This window comes from Acetanaerobacterium sp. MSJ-12, from assembly GCF_018917875.1.
Classification (GTDB): Bacteria; Bacillota; Clostridia; order Oscillospirales; family Ruminococcaceae; genus Bittarella; species Bittarella massiliensis.
This window is the reverse complement of the sequence record NZ_JAHLPK010000006.1, coordinates 191,936-209,357: the sequence shown is the minus strand read 5'-3', so window position 1 is coordinate 209,357 and position 17,422 is coordinate 191,936. Positions and strand designations below refer to the sequence as shown.

Genomic DNA, 17,422 nt, shown 5'->3' with positions numbered 1-17,422 from the left:
TTGGTGGAGACGGCGCCGGTGCTGGTGTCCTTGGCCTGGTAGGTGGTGGGGCTGTAGATCTGCTCCTGGTCATAGAGCTGGCTCTCCCGGTCCGCCAGGGTGACAGCGGAGCCGGTCTGGGGGGTGATGGTGAACTGGTCGAAGTCCCCGGCGAAGAACTGCACCGTCACGTCGTCTCTGTTCCAGCCGTTTTCATTGGCTTTGGGCAGCCGGGTGTAGTGGTAGTCGCTGCCGGGGGCCTGGGTGTTCGCGGCGGGGTCGTCCGGGTCCAGCGGCTCCAGGGGCCGCTCGTTGAGGAGGGTTGCTCCGACGTAGTCGCGGTTGGCGAGGACGTCGTCCTCCAACATCTGGCCCAGCTTTACCGCCTGGCCGCTGCTCTCGGTCACTTTGACATAATAAATCACCTTGTATTCGGTGTTCCCCACCATGGTGATGGGGATGCCGTACTGCCCGTCAATGGTATATCCGTTTTTCGAGGTAGTCACCGATGTCCCGCCCACCGAGGTGGGGTGTTTGTTGTCGGCAATGAACTGCAGCCCCTGGGTGGGGTAGTTTTGGGTGTCGTCCGAGGTTTTGAGGTGCAGGTCAAAGGTCTGGCTGCCCGCTCCGGAGGCCTTGTTTTTCACCGTCGACTCCACCCGCAGCACGGTGCCCGGGGTGACCACGTCGTTGGCCCCCACCACCTGGTTGGTGCCGTCTTTGTACAGGGTGATGTTCTGGATGGCGGGGTCAAAATCGGGGTAGCCGAAGCTGTCGAAGTGACAGTCGATCTGCATGTTGGGGATCTGGGCATTCCAATCCCACTCGATCTGTCCCCACACCGAGAGATAGGCCTTTCCCCCCGGAAAGGCCGCCTGCCGAATGTATCCCTGGGTGCCGGTGACGCTGCCCAGCTTGATGGTGAGCTCGTCCTTTTGACAGTCGTAAGAGAGGGTCAGTTGGTGGCTGGCATTGTTGTAGGACCCCACAGGTCCGCCTGTGTAGGTGGGCGTTTGACCTATGCCATCTTTCATCCAAACTGTACGAAAGGTGCCGTTTTCAATATTTGTGGCGTCTGTCCCCGTGGCACTGTAAACACCCCGTCCCCGGCTGTACCACATCCAATAGGTGTCGCCCTGGTCAAAGGGGACGGGGTCTTTGTTCAGGGCAAAGCCAAAGTCGCTGTTGGTGTAGTAGTTGTTGGGGTCTTTCACCGGGGGTGGGCTGCGAAAGGTGGCAGTCACCGCCCAGTCGCAGTTCAAACTCAAGGCGTTGATGGTCTGAAAGCCGCCCCAGCTGTCGCTCGTCTTTCCACTGGGATCATCGTAGGCGTTTTTCCGCCAATATAGTGGGGAATCTGTGCGGGCAAGGGTAAAGTTCCCATTCCCGTTGTAAGAGGTGGGCACGCCGCCGGTGTTGCGGATGGTGAATACCTTTTCGTAGTCGGTGGTCGCCACCGACGCCTGGGCGGTGCGCTGTACGGGAGGAATGCAGGCCAGCGCAAAGGCGGCGGCCAGTACCAGGGCGCACAGCCGGCCCCACAGGGGCTTGCCCCTCGCCGCTCGCTGCGGGCGCCCGGGCTTTCGCCCCTCTCTCTGTATCAATTTCATGTTTTTTCCCTCCTCTATTGGGTTTACACTTACGATAACTCATTAATAGGGCGTCGGTCAGAGGGCAAAAAGCTCACAAAAATGCAGGGAATTTTTCCCTGTTAAATTGGTGGCGAAATCGGTCGAATCTGTGCTATACTGTCTGCGGAAAGAGCGCAGAGGAGAGGGTGTTTGATTTGACGGTGAGCCACAAACAGCTGGGCCGGTGGCTGGAACAGGCCCAGCAGGGGGACGAGGGGGCCTTTGCCAAGCTGTACGCCGCCACGGTGGAGGCGCAGTACTACCAGGCCATGGCCCTGCTGGGAAACCCTCACCTGGCCGACGACGCGGTGCAGGACAGCTACGCCTCCCTCTACAAAAATGCCGCCAATATCCGCGACCCACAGGCGGTGGTGGCCTACCTCAACCGGGCCACCCGCTCCTGCTGCCAGACCATCCTCCGCCGGGAGCGGCGGGCCCCGCTGGCGGAGGGAGCAGCCCTCTCCTCCCACCCCGACGCCGCCCCCGGCGAGGGGGCGCTGGACCGGCGGGAGACTTCCATCGTCCTGGCACAGGCCCTACAGCGGCTGCCCGAGCGGGAGAAGATCGCCGTCATCCGCTTTTACTGCCAGCAAGTCCCCCTGCGCCAAATCGCGCAGGAACTGGACTGTTCTCTGGCCACCGTCAAGCGGGCCCTGGCCAGCGCCAAGGCCAAACTCCTCCTCTACTTGAAGGACAGTTTTGCCCTGGTCCCCGCCGGTCTGGCCCTGCGGTGGGCGCTGCCCCGCTCCTCGCGGGAGAGCGCCCGACAGGCGGGGCTTCCCCCTCCGCCCCGGCGGCGGGTGACCCTGCCGGCAGCCCTTGTCTGTATCGCCCTGTCGAGCGCCTTGGTCCTGCTGGTCGGGCAGGTTTTGCCAGCCGCGCCGGCCGGGGACCAAATCCCCCCCTATTTTGCGGACTTGCAGGTGGAGGGGAGCTTTGCCCGCCTCACCCTGCGCGACGACGGCAGCGGGGTGGACTGGGAAAGCCTGCGCCTGACCGGCGGCCAAGGCCAGTCCCTGCCCCTGGAAAAGCCCGACCCCGCCAGCGGAGAGGTGCGCGCCAGGGTGTCCGACGGCGAATACCGGTTGGCCGTGCGCGACCTGTCGGGCAATGAAACGGTCCTCCCCTTCTCCGTTTCACCCCTCCCCTGACCGTCCCTCCGCGCATCAAAAAAGCCGCAGTTGAAGTTGCCGACCGATCGTTCCCTGCACACGAAAAAGCACAGTCGATGGTATGGAGAAAAAAGTCGCTGGCAGATCGCCCCCTCTCGCATGAAAAAAGAGACATCATTAAAAGCAAGGAGGAAAAAGTCGCTAGCTGACCGGCCCCCTGCGCATGAAAGAGCGCCACAGCTGAAAACACGGGGAAAAGTTGTCGGCTGATTTTTCCCCGCGCAGGAAAAAAGAGCTGCAACTGAAAGCACGAAAAAAGGGGCCGGCTGGCGGCCGCCATCAACACCACAGGCGGGGCCAACCGCGCCGTCGTTAAGGACCGCCCTTACAAGGGGGCCGAGTTCAACATCTGGCAGGATGCCGAGGGCGCTCACTTCGCCTTCGATTTAGACGCGCCGGTGGCCATGTTCGGCCTGGATATGACCCACCCGGCCTGCGCCCACTGACTGTCCCCCCGCGCATGAAAAAAGCCGCGGCTGAAAGCACGGGAAAAAAGTTGCCTGCCAATTATTTTTCCGCGCACAAAAAAGAGCCCCCACCCGGTCTCCCGGGCAGGGGCTCTTTTGCGTGTGATGCTCTGTTTTTCAGAAGGAGTTTTTCGCGCGGATGCTTACATCATCCCGCCCATGGGGGGCTGGGCCATACCGGCGGCGGGGTTCTCCTCTTTCTGGTCGGCGACCAGGCTCTCGGTGGTCAGGACCATGGCGGCGACGGAAGCGGCGTTCTGCAGGGCGCTGCGGGTCACCTTGGTGGGGTCGACGATGCCGCTCTCCAGCATCTCGACGTACTGGTCGCTGTAGGCGTCGTAGCCGTAGCCCATCTTGCGGGAGCGCTTGATCTTGTCGACCACGACCGAACCCTCGACGCCGGCGTTGGCGGCGATCTGGCGAACCGGCTCTTCCAGGGCCTTCAGGACGATGTTGGCGCCGGTCTTCTCGTCGCCGGTGCAGCTGGCGGCCACCTTGGCCACCGCGCCCACGGCGTTGAGGTAGGCGGTGCCGCCGCCGGCGACAATGCCCTCGGCCACAGCGGCCTTGGTGGCGGACAGGGCGTCCTCGATGCGCAGCTTGCGCTCTTTCATCTCCACCTCGGTGGCGGCGCCCACCTTGATGACGGCCACGCCGCCGGACAGTTTGCCCAGCCGCTCCTCCATGTGCTCCTTCTCAAAGTCGGAGGTGGAGGCGGCGATCTCGTTTTTGATCTGGGCGATGCGCTCGTCGATGGCCTCTTTGGCGCCGGCCCCGTCGACGATGATGGTGTTCTCTTTGGTGACCTTCACCTGCTTGGCGTTGCCCAGCTGCAGGACGGTGGTGTCTTTGAGCTCCAGGCCCAGCTCGCTGGAGATGACCTCGCCGCCGGTGAGGATGGCGATGTCGCGGAGCATCTCCTTGCGGCGGTCGCCGAAGCCGGGGGCCTTGACGGCCACGCAGTTGAAGGTGCCGCGCAGCTTGTTGACCAGGATGGTGGTCAGGGCCTCGCCCTCGATGTCCTCGGCGATGATCAGCAGCTTTTTGCCGGCCTGAACGATCTGCTCCAGCAGGGGCAGCAGGTCCTGGATGCTGGAAATCTTCTTGTCGGTAATCAGGATGTAGGGGTCGTCGAGGACGGCCTCCATCTTGTCGGTGTCGGTGACCATGTAGGGGGAGATGTAGCCGCGGTCAAACTGCATGCCCTCGACCACTTCGGAGTAGGTCTCGGCGGTCTTGGACTCCTCGATGGTGATGACCCCGTCGGCGGAGACCTTCTCCATGGTCTCGGCAATCAGCTTGCCGACGGCCTCGTCCCCGGCGGAGACAGAGGCGACCCGGGCGATGTCCTGGGAGCCGTTGACCTCTTTGGCGTTGGTGACGATGAAGTCCACCGCGGCGTCGACGGCCTTCTGCATCCCCTTGCGGATGATCATGGGGTTGGCGCCGGCGGCCACGTTCTTCATCCCCTCGCGGACCAGGGCCTGGGCCAGGACGGTGGCGGTGGTGGTGCCGTCGCCAGCGGCGTCGTTGGTCTTGGTGGCGACCTCTTTCACCAGCTGTGCGCCCATGTTCTCAAAGGGGTCGTCCAGCTCGATTTCCTTGGCGATGGTCACGCCGTCGTTGGTGATGAGGGGGGAGCCGAACTTTTTGTCCAGCACCACGTTGCGGCCCTTGGGGCCCAGGGTGACCTTGACGGTGTCGGCCAGCTGATCGATGCCGGCCTGCAGGGACTGTCTGGCTTCCTCGCCGAATTTGATCTCTTTTGCCATGTTGCCTTACTCCTTTATCAGTTGTAGTGATGTGTAAGCGGTTGTCTGCGGGCGGTCTGGGCCGGTCTTACTCGACGATGGCCAGGATGTCGCTTTGCCGCAGCAGGGTGAATTCCTCGCCTTCCACCTTGACCTCGGTGCCGGCGTATTTGCTGGCGATCACCTTGTCGCCCACCTTCAAGGTCATGACGACCTCGTTGCCGTCCACCATGCCGCCGGGGCCCACGGCCACCACTTCGGCCACCTGGGGTTTCTCCTTCGCGGCGTCGGGGAGAATGATGCCGCTGGCGGTCTTCTCTTCCGCCTCGAGCAGTTTAATCAGAACGCGGTCAGCCAAGGGTTTGATGGTCATACTGAATTCCTCCTATATTATAGTTTTGTAACATTGGATTGGCAGTCTATATACCCGAGTGCTAAATATCATTGTAATCACTTTCCCGCAAAAATCAAGGGGTATTTCCGGAAAATCAGTTAAAGTCAAAAGAATTTACATTTTATACAAATTTAAAGGCCAGTTTTTTCCCTCCATGTGCATTTTTGGGCCGACTTTGGCTGTAAAACAGCACTTCCCCGCTTTTCAGTTTAGGGGCTTGAACCTCTTTCCATACCTGTTGAGCACGTCAAATTGCCCTTTCGACACAAAAAACAGTCCCGCGAGAGAAAAATTTTCTCCCGCGAGACTGTTTTGTAGCCATTTTCTGCGACAGAGTGCGATTTTGTCTTCTCCGATTCTGCGGCGCGCCGCCCGCCGCAGAGAGCATTGCCTTAAAAAAGGCTGTTTTTTAGCTGTCTCAAATGTCGGGGATGATCCCCTTTTTGCGCAGGGCCGTCTTGCGCAGCAGGTCCACCGGCAGCACCAGGGTGGAGATGAGGAGCACCGTCGCCAGTTCCCGCAGGGTGAGCCCCGCCACCCGGAAGAGGCTGCCGCCAAAGTAGATGAGCAGCAGCTGCACCCCCGCCACCGCCGCCATGATGACCACGAAAGCCCGGTTGCCCCCCAGGTTGGCAAACAGGTTGACCCGCGGGGTGCGGGCGTTGAAGCTGTTGAGGATGCCGGTGAAGATGAAGAGGGCGAAGAAGGCGGTCATGAAGTACTGCTCCCCCAGTTCAATGCGGAAGAGGTGTTTGAAGAGATCCACCTTCAAAAAGGCCACACAGAGGCTCACGGTGAACACCCCCATGCAGACGATCTGGTGGACCATGGAGCGGGTGAGCACCGGTTCGTCCCGCCGCTTGGGGGGCTCTTCCATGTACTCTTCCAGCGGGGGCTCGCCGGCAAAGGCCAGCCCGGCCAGGGTGTCCATGATGATGTTGATCCAGAGCATCTGCATCACCGTCACCGGGGTGTCGATGCCGATGAAGGGGCCGATGACCGAGACCCCCACGGCGCAGAGGTTCATGGTCAGCTGAAAGACGATGAATTTGCGGATGGACTTGAAGATGGTGCGCCCGTAGAGGATGGCTCGGGTGATGGACTGGAAGTTGTCGTCCAAAATCACGATGTCTCCGGCCTCTTTGGCCACCTCGGTGCCGCTGCCCATGGCAAAGCCCACATCGGCCTTTTTCAGGGCCGGGGCGTCGTTGATGCCGTCGCCGGTCATCCCCGCCACCAGCCCCAGCTCCTGGGCGGCCTTGACCAGGCGGCTCTTGTCCTGGGGCAGGGCCCGGGCCACCACCCGGATGCCGGGCAGGGCGTCTTTGAGCTGGCTGTCGCTCATGGCGGCCAACTCCCCGCTCTCGAGGATGGCGCCGGGGGCGGCCTCCCGCAGAAGGCCTACGTCCCGGGCGATGGCGGCGGCGGTGTCCCGGTTGTCGCCGGTGATCATCACCACCTGCACCCCCGCCGCCTGGGCCTGGCGCACCGCTTGCTTGGCCTGGGGGCGCACCTCGTCGCGGATGCCCACCAATCCGATGAGGGTCAGGTCGGAAAAGCGACCGCCGCCCTCCCCCACCGGGACGGCGCTCTGGCAGAGCACCAGCACCCGCACCGCCTGGGCGGTCAGCTCTTTCCAGCGCAATTTGAGCAGCTTGAGGGAGTCCAGGGGCCGGGCCCGCCCCTCCCCGTCCACGTACTTGGTGCAGCTCTCCAGCAGTTTCTCCGGCGCGCCCTTGACGAAGGTGCGCCCGTCCTCCAGCGTCACGGCGGCGTATTTGTTGGCCGAGTCAAAGGGCACCCGCCGGGCCACCTGCACCTCGCCCTTGGTGCTCTGGGGCAGGGCGAAGGCCAGCAGCGCCCGGTCGGTGGCATTGCCCCCCAGCGGGCCCTGGGGGCTGATGACCGCCTGGTTGTTGTAGCGGCAGCAGTCCTCCACCTGCCGCCATAGCCCCTTTTGCCCCCGCAGGGTGGCGGCGGTCTTGTACTCCCTGCCGTCCCCGGCCAGGAAGTGGGTCACCTCCAACCGTCCCCGGGTGAGGGTGCCGGTCTTGTCGGTGAAGAGGATGTTCAGGCTACCGGAAGTCTCGATCCCCACCAGCTTGCGCACCAGCACGTGGTCTTTGAGCATCCGCCGCATGTTGGAGGAGAGGACCACTGTGATCATCATGGGCAGCCCCTCAGGCACCGCCACCACCACCACGGTGATGGCCAGGGTCACGGCGTGCAGAATGTGTTCGAGCACCAGCGAGGGCTGGGCGAAGAGGGCCGAGATGGCCGCCGGGTCAAAGTGGTTGGAGAGGAAGAAGGCGTTGAAGAGGTCGGCGACGGCCACCAGGGCGGCGGCGCAGTAGCCCAGCCGGGAGAGGATCTTGGCCAGCCCCCCCAGCCGCAGTCGCAGGGGGCTCTCCCGGGTTTCCTCCTGCATCTCCCGGGCCATGCCGCCATAGAAGGTCTTGTCCCCCACGGCCAGCACCTCCATGGCCCCCTCGCCCGAGCAGACCACGCTCCCCCGAAAGAGCCAGTTGGGAGCGGCCAGGTCGGCCTTTCCCGCCTCTCCAGCGGCGGGCTTTTTCTCCACCTCGGCGCTCTCGCCGTTGAGGGCGGACTGGTCCAGGTGGAGACTGCCCTCCACCATCACCCCGTCGGCGGGCACCCGCTCCCCCGCCTGCAGCAGCACCACGTCCCCCACCACCACCTCGTCGATGGGGACCGAGGCGGCCATCCCCGCCCGGCGGACCCGGCACTGGATGCTGGCCGCGTCCTGTTGCAGCTTGATGAAGGCCGACTCGCTGCCGTACTCGCTGAGGGTGGAGACAAAGGTGGCCAAAAAGATGGCCACCGCGATCCCCACCGTCTCGAACCAGTCGAAGTCGCGGAACAAAAAGACGATGTTGATGGCCAGCGCGCAGAGCAGCACCTTGATGATGGGGTCGCCGAAGCTGGCCAGGAACTGCTTGAAAAACCCGCTGCGCTCCCCCTGGGTGAGGGCGTTGGAGCCGTATCGCTGGCGGGCCTGCTCCACCTGGATCGGGTTGAGCCCCCGGCGGTAGTAGAGCGATGGCGCCATAGAAGTCATGTCGCATTCCTCCCTGTGAACATTCCTGCATTTTTGGGGACGGGACTTGTCCCTTCTCTCCACTCTATGCAGCCCGGGGCGGGGAATATGCTCGTCCGCTCCAGGCCTGTCCCCCTGTATCGGGATGAGCCGGCCTGTAGCGCGGAAAAGGGGGAGAAATTGGGGTGCCGCGCTCGGCACTCCCCGACAAGCGCCCCTCCGACGGCGGAAGGGGGGGCAGCAGGCGGGCCGCGTCGCCTGTCCCCCTGCCGGCTTTGGCCGCACGCCAAGAGGGAGGTTGCTGGGGGCCCCCGCCACCAGGCGGGCCCTGCTTGACGGGGGCCCAGCACACGGCGAGGCAGCAGAGGGACGCTCACCAGGAGGACCTCTACCACTGGTCGAGCCCTGCTCGCTGGGGTCCGGCACAGGGCGGGGCGGTGGCGAGACGCTCACCTAGAGGGGTTCTGCTACTAAGGCGGATCCTGCTCGCTGGAACTCGGCATAGGGCAGGATGGTGGGGGACGCTCATCGGGAGGACCTCTATCAATAGACAGGCCTTGCTTGACGGGATCCGGCGCGCGGTGGGGCGGCAGGTGAACGCTCGCCTGGAGGGATTTTGCTACTAGGCGGGCCCTGCTCGACAGGCCCCAGCGCGCGGTGGGGCGGCGAAGGGCGCTCATCGAAAGGGCCTCTGTCACCAAACGGGTCCTCCTCGCTGGAACTCGACATACGGCAAGACAGTGGGGGACGCTCATCGGGAGAATCTCTGCCACTGATTGAGCCCTGCTTGTCGGGGCCCGGCACACGATGGGCACGCCAAAGCGCCAGCCGCCGGACCACACCGCCATGGAGGCGGTGGCGACGCGCCGACAGCCCACCCCCGGCTGGGGACAGGGACCCAAAGGATCGGAGGTTGCCCTCCCGCCTTCACCGGAGGTCAGGACTGCCATTTTGCAGCTGCCCTTGGCCGGGCGCGCAGGCAGCCGAGCCCCTTGGGCCTCGGTCGAAGGCAAAGCTCTGAGGGGCCTTCGCCACCAGTTGACCCCGCTCCTGGACTGTGGCGCACAGCGGCCGCCGGCGGGGGGTGGCTGCGACAAAATTGCAAAAAGCAGTCCCGCCCCCTTGACGGGGCGGGGCATCTGCTGTAGGATAGATACCAACGGTATGTATGTGAGGTGAGAGGGATGGCGAGGAACAAGCACCCGGAGGAGACAGTGGAGAAGATCCTCGCGGTGGCCCGGCGGCTGTTTGCCCAAAAGGGGTATGAAAACACCTCGATCCAGGACATCGTCGACCAGCTGGGCGGGCTCTCCAAGGGGGCCATCTACCACCACTTTGGCTCCAAAGAGGACATCTTTGACGCCGTCTGCCGCCAGCTGGGGGAGGAAAACACCGCCCTCTACGCCGCCATCCGCGACGACCCGGGGCGAAACGGCCGGGAAAAGCTCAAGGCCATGCTCGAGACGGCCTGCCAAAACCAGAACGACCACGACTTTGTCTCGATGGTGGCGCAGACGGTGCTCGACCCCCGCTTTCTGCGCACCCAGTTCGACGAGGTCATCTCCACTGTGGCCCCCCACTACGTGCAGCCGGTCATCGAGGAGGGGCTGCGCGATGGCTCGCTGCCCCGGGCCATCCACCCCAAAGAGCTGGCCCAGGCCATCTCGCTGCTGCTCAACCTCTGGGCCAACCCCTTTTTCGTCCCCGCCACCGGGGAGGAGATGCAAAACCGCGCCCAGGTGCTCCGCCGCCTCTTTGAGGGGGTGGGATTGGACATCATCGACGACGAGATGGAGGCGACCTTCTTTCGCCACACCGCCCGGCACCTCTCCGGCGAAGAGGACCGCCCCTAGTGCCCGCCCTGTCCCCTCGTTCCCCCGCCGACCTGTCAAAAAACTGCTCCCCCTGCGGAGCAGCTCTTTTTTGACAATATACATACCGTCGGTCGGTATCTATATTTACAAATCAGGAGGTATCCATGAACACCACGACCAAAGCCAAACTCTTCCGCCACGATTTCACCCTGGTGGCGATCGGCCAGATCGTCTCCCTCTTCGGCAACGCCATCCTCCGCTTCGCCCTCCCCCTCTACCTGCTGCGCCAAACCGGTTCGGCGGCCCTCTTCGGGCTGGTGAGCGCCTGCTCCTTCCTGCCGATGATCGCCCTCTCCTTTCTCGGCGGGGTGCTGGCCGACCGGGTCAACAAGCGCAACATCATGGTGGCGCTGGACTTTTTCACCGCCCTGCTGGTGGTCTCGGTCTACCTGGGGCTGGGGCGGCTGCCCCTGGTCCCCCTCGTCCTGGTGGCGCTGATGCTCCTCTACGGCATCAGCGGCACCTACCAGCCCGCCGTGCAGGCCAGCATCCCCGCCCTGGTGGAGGGGGAGCAAGTCCTGCGGGGCGGGGCGGTCATCAACCAGATCTCCTCCCTCTCGGGGCTGCTGGGCCCCATCGTGGGGGGAATGCTCTTCGGCGCCTTCGGCATCTTCCCCATCCTGGAGATCAGCGCCGCCTGCTTTTTTGCCTCGGCGGTGATGGAGCTCTTTATCCGCATCCCCTTCGCCCCCCGGGAAAAGGGGCCGGGGGCCCTGTCGATCGTCCGCGCCGATCTGCGCGACAGCACCCGCTACATCCGCCGGGAAAAGCCTCTTCTGGCCAAGGTCATCCTGCTGGTGGCCGCCATCAACCTGGTGATGACCTCGGTGATGACGGTGGGCCTGCCGGTGGTCGTGGTGGACACCCTGGGGATGAGCGACCGGATGCTGGGGCTCTTTCAGGGCATCGGGGCCCTGGGCGGGCTCTGCGGCGGGCTCTTTGTCGCCGCGGCGGGCAGCCGCCTCACCCTGCGCCACTCCCCCCGGCTGCTCCTCCTCTGCAGCGCCTTTGCCGGGGGGCTGGCCCTGCCGCTGTTGCTGGGTCTCTCCCCCGCCGCCGGCTTCTGGCTCATCACCGCCTTCAGCTTCTTCATCATGGCCCTGGCCACCGTCTTCAGCGTGCAGATGATGGCCGCCGTTCAACTGGAGACCCCGCCCCAGCTGGTGGGCAAGGTCATCGCCCTGATGATCGCCCTCTCCATGTGCGCCCAGCCCCTGGGGCAGGCCATCTACGGCGCCCTCTTCGAGCAGTTCCCCGCCGGGGGCGGGGTCATCCTCCTGGCGGCGGCCATCCTCTCCGCCGGGCTCTCCCTCCTCTCCCGCCGCATCTTTGCCGACGCCTAGGCCGCCCTGCGCACAAAAAAGAAGGCACACCCTCTCGGGTGTGCCTTCTCGCCGGTTTAGTACCTAGCGGATGAAGTTGGTGCGCAGCGGCGCTTCGGGGGCCGGCGGGTTGACGCCCGCGGCCTTCCCCGCCTCGATGCAGCGCAGCAGCCAGGCCATGTTCCGGCCCAGGGTGCGCATGATCTGCAGCCCCTCCAGGTCCTGGCGGACCTCCTCCGGGGTGTTGCCGTGCACCATGTTCCAGTACTGGGAGGAGACCACCGGCATCTTGGCGATGGTGAAATACTTGTTGAGCGCGTCCAGCGAGGCGGTGGTCCCCGCCCGGCGGGCCGAGGCCACGGCCGCCCCCGGCTTGTAGGCGAAGGCGGCGCTGCCGGCGTAAAAGGCCCGGTCCAGCACCGAAAGGATCCGCCCGCTGGGGTGGGCGTAGTAGACCGGGGTGCCAAAGACAAAGCCGTCGGCCCCCTCGGCCTTTTCGATGAGCCGGTTGACCACGTCGCTGTCAAAGACACAGCGGCGCTCCATCTTCCGGCAGCCGCCACAGCCGATGCAGTCGCGCACCGGGTCGGCCCCCAGCTGCAAGATCTCGGTCTCCACCTGCTCCTCTTCCAGGGCGGCGGCCACCTCCGACAGGGCGGTAAAGGTGCACCCGTTTTTATTGGAACTCCCGTTGACCAGCAAAACTCTCATCAGGCTGCTCTCCCTTCTCACTGTGGGCGGCCCCGCCCGGGGCGGGCCGCCTGTCCTCACGTCTCTCTGTGCTTTAGTATAGCACGGCCGCCCTCTTTTTTCCAAACGGTTTTTCAGCGGCGGCAAAGGGGCCCGGCAGCGGCGCTCTCGCACCCGCTGCCGGGCCCCCTTTCTGTCTGTCGAAAAATCAGAGCGCCTGCAACTCGCCCTTGGGCTCGGCGGTCAGCTGGTGGCCGTCATAGTCCACCACAATAGCGGTGCGGGGCGCCAACTCGGCGCGGATGATCAGCCGGGCAATCAGGGTCTCCACCTTGCTCTGGATGAAGCGCTTGAGGGGTCTGGCACCGTAGACCGGGTCGTACCCCTGGGCCACCACATACTCCTTGGCGGCGGCGGTCAGCTCCACCGACAGCTGCTTGTCGGCCAACCGGCGGCGCAGGTCTGCGATCTGCAGCTCCACAATGCCGGATATCTCCTCCCTGGTGAGGGGTTTGTAGAAGACGATTTCGTCCAGCCGGTTGAGGAATTCGGGCCGGAACTGGCGGCGCAGCAGCCCGCTGACCTCCTCCTTGGCGCCCTCGGAAATCTGCCCGTCGGGGCCGATCCCCTCCAGAATGGCGCCGGAACCCAGGTTGGAGGTGAGGATGATAATGGTGTTCTTAAAGTCCACCGTCCGCCCCTGGGAGTCGGTGATCCGCCCGTCGTCGAGCACCTGCAAGAGGATGTTGAAGACGTCGGGGTGGGCCTTCTCCACCTCGTCAAAGAGGATGACGCTGTAGGGGTGGCGGCGCACCTGCTCGGTCAGCTGGCCCCCCTCCTCGTAGCCCACATAACCCGGAGGCGCGCCGATGAGGCGGGAGACGGCGAACTTCTCCATGTACTCGGTCATGTCGATGCGCACCATGCTGCGCTCGTCGTCGAAGAGGGCCTGCGCCAGGGCCTTGGCCAGCTCGGTCTTGCCCACGCCGGTGGGCCCCAAAAAGAGGAAGGAGCCGATGGGGCGATCCGGGTCCTGGATTCCCGCCCGGGAGCGGAGGATGGCCTCGGAGACCTTCTCCACCGCCTCGTCCTGCCCCACCACCCGGCGGTGCAGCTCTTCGGGCAGCCGCAGCAGCTTGTCGCGCTCCCCCTCCACCAGCCGGGAGACGGGGATGCCGGTCCAGCGGCCGACGATCTTGGCGATCTCCTCGTCGGTGACCCGGTCGCGCAGCAGGCTGCCCGCGCCCTTCTGTCCCTGCTCGGCGATCTTCTCCTCCTCTTCCAGCTCCTTTTTCAGGCCGGGCAGCCGCCCGTACTTGAGTTCGGCGGCCCGGTTCAAGTCGTACTGCTGCTCCGCCTGTTCGATCTCGGCGTTCACCTGCTCGATTTCAGCGCGCAGGTTCTGCACCTTGGAGATGGCGTTTTTCTCGTTTTCCCACTTGGCCTTCATCTCCTTGAACTGGGCCCGCAGGTCGGCCAGCTCCTTTTGGATCTCCGCCAGGTGGTCCTGGGAGAGGCGGTCGGTCTCCTTCTTCAGGGCCGCCTCCTCAATTTCGTACTGCATGATCCTGCGGGAGATCTCGTCGAGCTCGGCGGGCATCGAGTCAATCTCGGTGCGCACCATGGCGCAGGCCTCGTCCACCAGGTCGATGGCCTTGTCCGGCAGGAAGCGGTCGGTGATGTAGCGGTTGGAGAGGGTGGCCGCGGCGATGAGGGCGGCGTCCTGGATCTTCACCCCGTGAAACACCTCGTAGCGCTCCTTGAGCCCCCGGAGGATGGAGATGGTGTCCTCCACGTCCGGCTCCTCCACCATCACCGGCTGGAACCTGCGCTCCAGCGCCGGGTCCTTTTCGATGTACTGGCGGTACTCGTCCAGGGTGGTGGCGCCGATGCAGTGCAGTTCGCCCCGCGCCAGCATCGGCTTCAAGAGGTTGCCCGCGTCCATCGAGCCCTCGGTCTTGCCCGCCCCCACAATGGTGTGCAGCTCGTCGATAAAGAGGATGATCCGGCCCTCGCTCTTCTTCACCTCGCCCAAAACGGCCTTCAACCGCTCCTCAAACTCGCCCCGGAACTTGGCCCCTGCCACCAGGGACCCCATGTCCAGGGAAAAGAGCTTGCGGTCTTTTAGGTTGTCGGGCACATCCCCCCTGGCAATGCGCAGGGCCAGCCCCTCGGCAATGGCGGTTTTGCCCACGCCGGGCTCGCCGATGAGGACCGGGTTGTTCTTGGTCTTGCGCGAGAGGATGCGGATGGCGTTGCGGATCTCCGCGTCCCGGCCGATGACCGGGTCCAGCTTCTGGGCGCGGGCCAGCTCTACCAGATCCTGCCCGTACTTTTTCAGGGCGTCATAGGTCTCCTCCGGGGTGTCGCTGGTGACCCGGGTATTCCCCCGCACCGACGACAGGGCGGCCAGAAAGCCGTCCTTTTTCACCCCAAAACGGCTCCAAATCTCCCGCATGGAGGCGCTGGGCCGCTCCAGCAACCCCAGCAGCAGGTGCTCCACCGAGACGTACTCGTCCTGCATCCGCCCCGCTTCGGCCTCGGCCTGCACCAGGGCCTGGTCCACCTCCTGCGAGACGTAGATCTTGTCCGGCTCCCGCCCGGGGCCCGAGACACCGGGCATCCCCTCGATGCGCTGGCGCACGGCGGCGCGCAGGGCCTCCAGGTCGCAGCCCATCTTTTTGACAAGCGAGGGGATCAGCCCCTCGGGCTGTTCCAGCAGGGCCGAAACCAGGTGCTCCTGCTCGATCTGCACATTGCTGTGCTCTATGGCCAGGCTCTGGGCGGTCTGCACCGCTTCCAGCGATTTCTGTGTCAGTTTGTTGGCGTTCATTGGAACCACCCTCCCATTCTCTTCACACTTTTAGCAGTCTATTCTCTTGAGTGCTAAATACAATATACCCGATACCTGTGTACAAATTGTGAACGCCGCAAAAATATTTTTGACTTTTTCTGACCTTTTGTTTTTCCCCTTTTCCACACCAAAAAAGGGCGCGCCCCTCCCTCTGTTTGGGGAGGGGCGCGCCCTTTGGCACGGTCCTCTAAAACTCTTTTTTGGCGTAGATCCGGCAGGAGACGCCGTAGGAAATCAGGGTCAACCCCACCATCACCGCGGCGATCAGCCCCACCCAGAGCCCCGTCGGCAGCTGCGGCAGGGAAGGCAGCTTGAGGGCGGGGAGCTTTTCCGCGAGAAAGACGATGGCAAAGACGGCGGCCATGGCCGCATAGAGGATGATGCGGCTCTTCTCCGCCCCCCACTTGAAGGTGGGCGGCAGCAAAATCAGGTTGAAGAGCATCCCCACGCAGGCGGTCAGCCCCGCCGTCAGGGCGTTTTCCACCATGTTCTCCGGGCGGATAAAGGAGTACCCAACGGTGATGAGGAGGGCGATCACGCCCCCCAGCAGGGGCATCCCCATCCCCAGCACATACTTGGAAAGCACCACCTTGCCCCGGCTCACCGGCAGCGCGGCGGCATAGGCCGGCCAGCGGGCCATGTCGTCGTAGGAGAAGGTGCTGATGCAGAGGATGGAGAGCATCATCACCACGATCCCCACAATAAAGGCAGAACTCTTCATCCCCAGCCCCAACACCGCCATCCCGACCAGGTAGAGGATGTAAAACTTGGCCGATTTGCCGAAGATGCAGAAATCCTTGAGCAAAAGTCCCTTCATCTCTTCTTCCCCCTTATAAAGTAGAGCACCATTTCCTCCAGGGTGCAGCGGTCAAAGACCAACCCCTCAAAGCGGCGGCGGTTCTCCTCGCTTCGCTCCACCAGCGCGTCAAAGCCAAAGCTGGTCTCCCGCAGGCCGATCAGCTCGCTGCGGTCCAGCCGCTCCAGCTGTTCCCGGGTGCCTTTGAGCACGCTGTAGCCGTAGAGAAGGGCGTCCTTCTCCTCGCAAAAAATCAGCTGGCCCTCATCCAGCAGGGCGATGTAGTCGGCCACCCGCTCCAAGTCGCTGGTGATGTGGGAGGAGATGAGGATCGAGTGCTCCCCGTCGCCGATGAACTCGGCAAAGATGTCCAGTATCTCGTCGCGCACCACCGGGTCCAGGCCGCTGGTGGGCTCGTCGAGCAGCAGCAGCTGGGGCGCGTGGCTCAGGGCCGCGGCGATGGAGAGCTTTGCCTTCATTCCCCGGGAAAAATTCTTGATGGAATCCCCCGGCCGCAGGCCGAAGCGCCGCAGGTAGTCGGCAAACTGCCTTCCGTCCCAGTTGGGGTAGATGCCCGCCATGATTTTGGAGACCTTTTGCGGGGTCAGGAAGTCGTGAAAGGCGCTCTCGTCCATCACCACCCCCAGCTGCCGCTTGATGGCCATCTCCTCTTTTAAATTGTCCATCCCCAGCACCGAAATCTCGCCGCTGTCCCGGGCAATCAGGTTTAAAATCAACTTGAGCAGGGTGGTCTTGCCCGCGCCGTTTTGCCCCACCAGGCCCATGATACAGCCCTTGGGCACGCTCAAATCCACGTCCCGCAGGGCAAAGGAGCCGTAGCTCTTGCCGACCCCGCGCAGTTCCAAACAATTTTGCGTCATCATACTCTCACTCTCCGCTGTAAAGCAATGTCACCAGCTGTACCAACTCCCGCTCCGACACGCCGCAGCCCCGGGCCAGCTCCACGGCTTTGGCCAAGCTCTCCTCCAGGGCGCGCATCCGCTCTTCTCGGGCAAACTCCAGGTTTTTCTCGGCCACAAAGCTGCCCCGCCCGGGCTGGGTGGTGAGGAAGCCCTCCCTCTCCAACTCCTCGTAGGCGCGCTTGGTGGTGATCACGCTGATCTTCAGCTCCCGGGCCAACAGCCGCATGGAGGGCAGCGCCTCCCCCGGCTGCAAAACCCCGGTCAAAACCTTGTCTTTGACCTGGTCGACGATCTGCTGGTAGATGGGTTTGTCGCTGGAATTCTGGATGATGATGTCCATGGGTCACCTCAAACACTCAAATATATCGATATATTGTATATACAGTATATATACAATCAGCACGGTTGTCAACACCCTTTTGTCCTTTGGAAAAAACTTTCTCTCCCCCCTTCCACCGCCCTCCCCCGGCGGTACCGAGGGGGAGCTCGGCAGACCAGCGGCGGCGCCACC

At 63.7% G+C, this 17,422-nt stretch carries 12 protein-coding genes; 3 read left to right on the top strand and 9 right to left on the bottom strand.

The genetic code is table 11. The features are described from left to right. A partial coding sequence (locus KQI11_RS08780; protein ID WP_216401846.1) for a hypothetical protein occupies positions 1–1,589 on the bottom strand: 1,589 nt, incomplete at its 3' end. A 167-nt stretch (positions 1,590–1,756) separates the two neighbouring features. On the opposite strand from KQI11_RS08780, the gene KQI11_RS08775 reads away from it, so the two are divergent. Then, entirely contained in the window at positions 1,757–2,761 is a 1,005-nt protein-coding gene (locus KQI11_RS08775; RefSeq protein WP_216401845.1) for an RNA polymerase sigma factor, read from the top strand. Positions 2,762–3,392: 631 nt separating this feature from the next. On the opposite strand, the gene groL is transcribed toward KQI11_RS08775, so the two are convergent. From groL to KQI11_RS08760, 3 genes are all read right to left on the bottom strand, one after another. Further along, positions 3,393–5,021, bottom strand: coding sequence for a chaperonin GroEL (groL, locus tag KQI11_RS08770; protein WP_021661210.1), 1,629 nt, complete (start codon positions 5,019–5,021; stop codon positions 3,393–3,395). 67 nt (positions 5,022–5,088) lie between these two features. Then, positions 5,089–5,373 (bottom strand): co-chaperone GroES, encoded by a 285-nt coding sequence (locus KQI11_RS08765; protein ID WP_059004920.1) that lies wholly within the window; start codon positions 5,371–5,373, stop codon positions 5,089–5,091. Between the two features lie 439 nt (positions 5,374–5,812). Further along, on the bottom strand, positions 5,813–8,473 hold the full coding sequence (locus KQI11_RS08760; RefSeq protein WP_286172655.1) for a calcium-translocating P-type ATPase, PMCA-type: 2,661 nt from the start codon (positions 8,471–8,473) through the stop codon (positions 5,813–5,815). A gap of 1,163 nt (positions 8,474–9,636) precedes the next feature. Between KQI11_RS08760 and KQI11_RS08755 the strand changes: the two genes are divergently transcribed. Beyond that, positions 9,637–10,305 carry a TetR/AcrR family transcriptional regulator gene (locus KQI11_RS08755; protein ID WP_216401844.1) on the top strand — a complete coding sequence of 223 codons (669 nt, stop codon included), beginning with the start codon at positions 9,637–9,639 and terminating at the stop codon, positions 10,303–10,305. Positions 10,306–10,430: 125 nt separating this feature from the next. Further along, a complete protein-coding gene (locus KQI11_RS08750) occupies positions 10,431–11,669 on the top strand; it encodes an MFS transporter (RefSeq protein ID WP_216401843.1) in 1,239 nt (412 codons plus the stop codon). 63 nt (positions 11,670–11,732) lie between these two features. On the opposite strand, the gene KQI11_RS08745 is transcribed toward KQI11_RS08750, so the two are convergent. The 5 genes from KQI11_RS08745 to KQI11_RS08725 all read right to left on the bottom strand — a co-directional run bounded on the left by KQI11_RS08745 (position 11,733) and on the right by KQI11_RS08725 (position 17,251). After that, entirely contained in the window at positions 11,733–12,359 is a 627-nt protein-coding gene (locus KQI11_RS08745; RefSeq protein WP_021661203.1) for a flavodoxin family protein, read from the bottom strand. A 187-nt stretch (positions 12,360–12,546) separates the two neighbouring features. Continuing rightward, positions 12,547–15,171: an ATP-dependent chaperone ClpB gene (clpB, locus tag KQI11_RS08740; protein WP_216401842.1), complete on the bottom strand. Its 2,625-nt coding sequence runs from the start codon at positions 15,169–15,171 to the stop codon at positions 12,547–12,549. A 208-nt stretch (positions 15,172–15,379) separates the two neighbouring features. Continuing rightward, on the bottom strand, positions 15,380–16,009 hold the full coding sequence (locus KQI11_RS08735; RefSeq protein WP_216401841.1) for an ABC-2 transporter permease: 630 nt from the start codon (positions 16,007–16,009) through the stop codon (positions 15,380–15,382). Next, positions 16,006–16,872, bottom strand: a complete 867-nt coding sequence (locus KQI11_RS08730; RefSeq protein WP_216401840.1) for an ABC transporter ATP-binding protein — start codon at positions 16,870–16,872, stop codon at positions 16,006–16,008. The genes KQI11_RS08735 and KQI11_RS08730 overlap by 4 nt, the downstream gene beginning before the upstream one ends. A 4-nt stretch (positions 16,873–16,876) precedes the next feature. Continuing rightward, on the bottom strand, positions 16,877–17,251 hold the full coding sequence (locus tag KQI11_RS08725; RefSeq protein ID WP_021660241.1) for a GntR family transcriptional regulator: 375 nt from the start codon (positions 17,249–17,251) through the stop codon (positions 16,877–16,879). Positions 17,252–17,422 lie beyond the last annotated feature (171 nt).

Coding starts and splice junctions, on each gene's coding strand:
- KQI11_RS08730 (WP_216401840.1), bottom strand. CDS start 16,872: ATGATGACGCAAAATTGTTTGGAACTGCGCGGGGTCGGCAAGAGCTAC.
- KQI11_RS08760 (WP_286172655.1), bottom strand. CDS start 8,473: ATGACTTCTATGGCGCCATCGCTCTACTACCGCCGGGGGCTCAACCCG.
- KQI11_RS08725 (WP_021660241.1), bottom strand. CDS start 17,251: ATGGACATCATCATCCAGAATTCCAGCGACAAACCCATCTACCAGCAG.
- KQI11_RS08750 (WP_216401843.1), top strand. CDS start 10,431: ATGAACACCACGACCAAAGCCAAACTCTTCCGCCACGATTTCACCCTG.
- KQI11_RS08745 (WP_021661203.1), bottom strand. CDS start 12,359: ATGAGAGTTTTGCTGGTCAACGGGAGTTCCAATAAAAACGGGTGCACC.
- clpB (WP_216401842.1), bottom strand. CDS start 15,171: ATGAACGCCAACAAACTGACACAGAAATCGCTGGAAGCGGTGCAGACC.
- KQI11_RS08765 (WP_059004920.1), bottom strand. CDS start 5,373: ATGACCATCAAACCCTTGGCTGACCGCGTTCTGATTAAACTGCTCGAG.
- KQI11_RS08755 (WP_216401844.1), top strand. CDS start 9,637: ATGGCGAGGAACAAGCACCCGGAGGAGACAGTGGAGAAGATCCTCGCG.
- KQI11_RS08735 (WP_216401841.1), bottom strand. CDS start 16,009: ATGAAGGGACTTTTGCTCAAGGATTTCTGCATCTTCGGCAAATCGGCC.
- groL (WP_021661210.1), bottom strand. CDS start 5,021: ATGGCAAAAGAGATCAAATTCGGCGAGGAAGCCAGACAGTCCCTGCAG.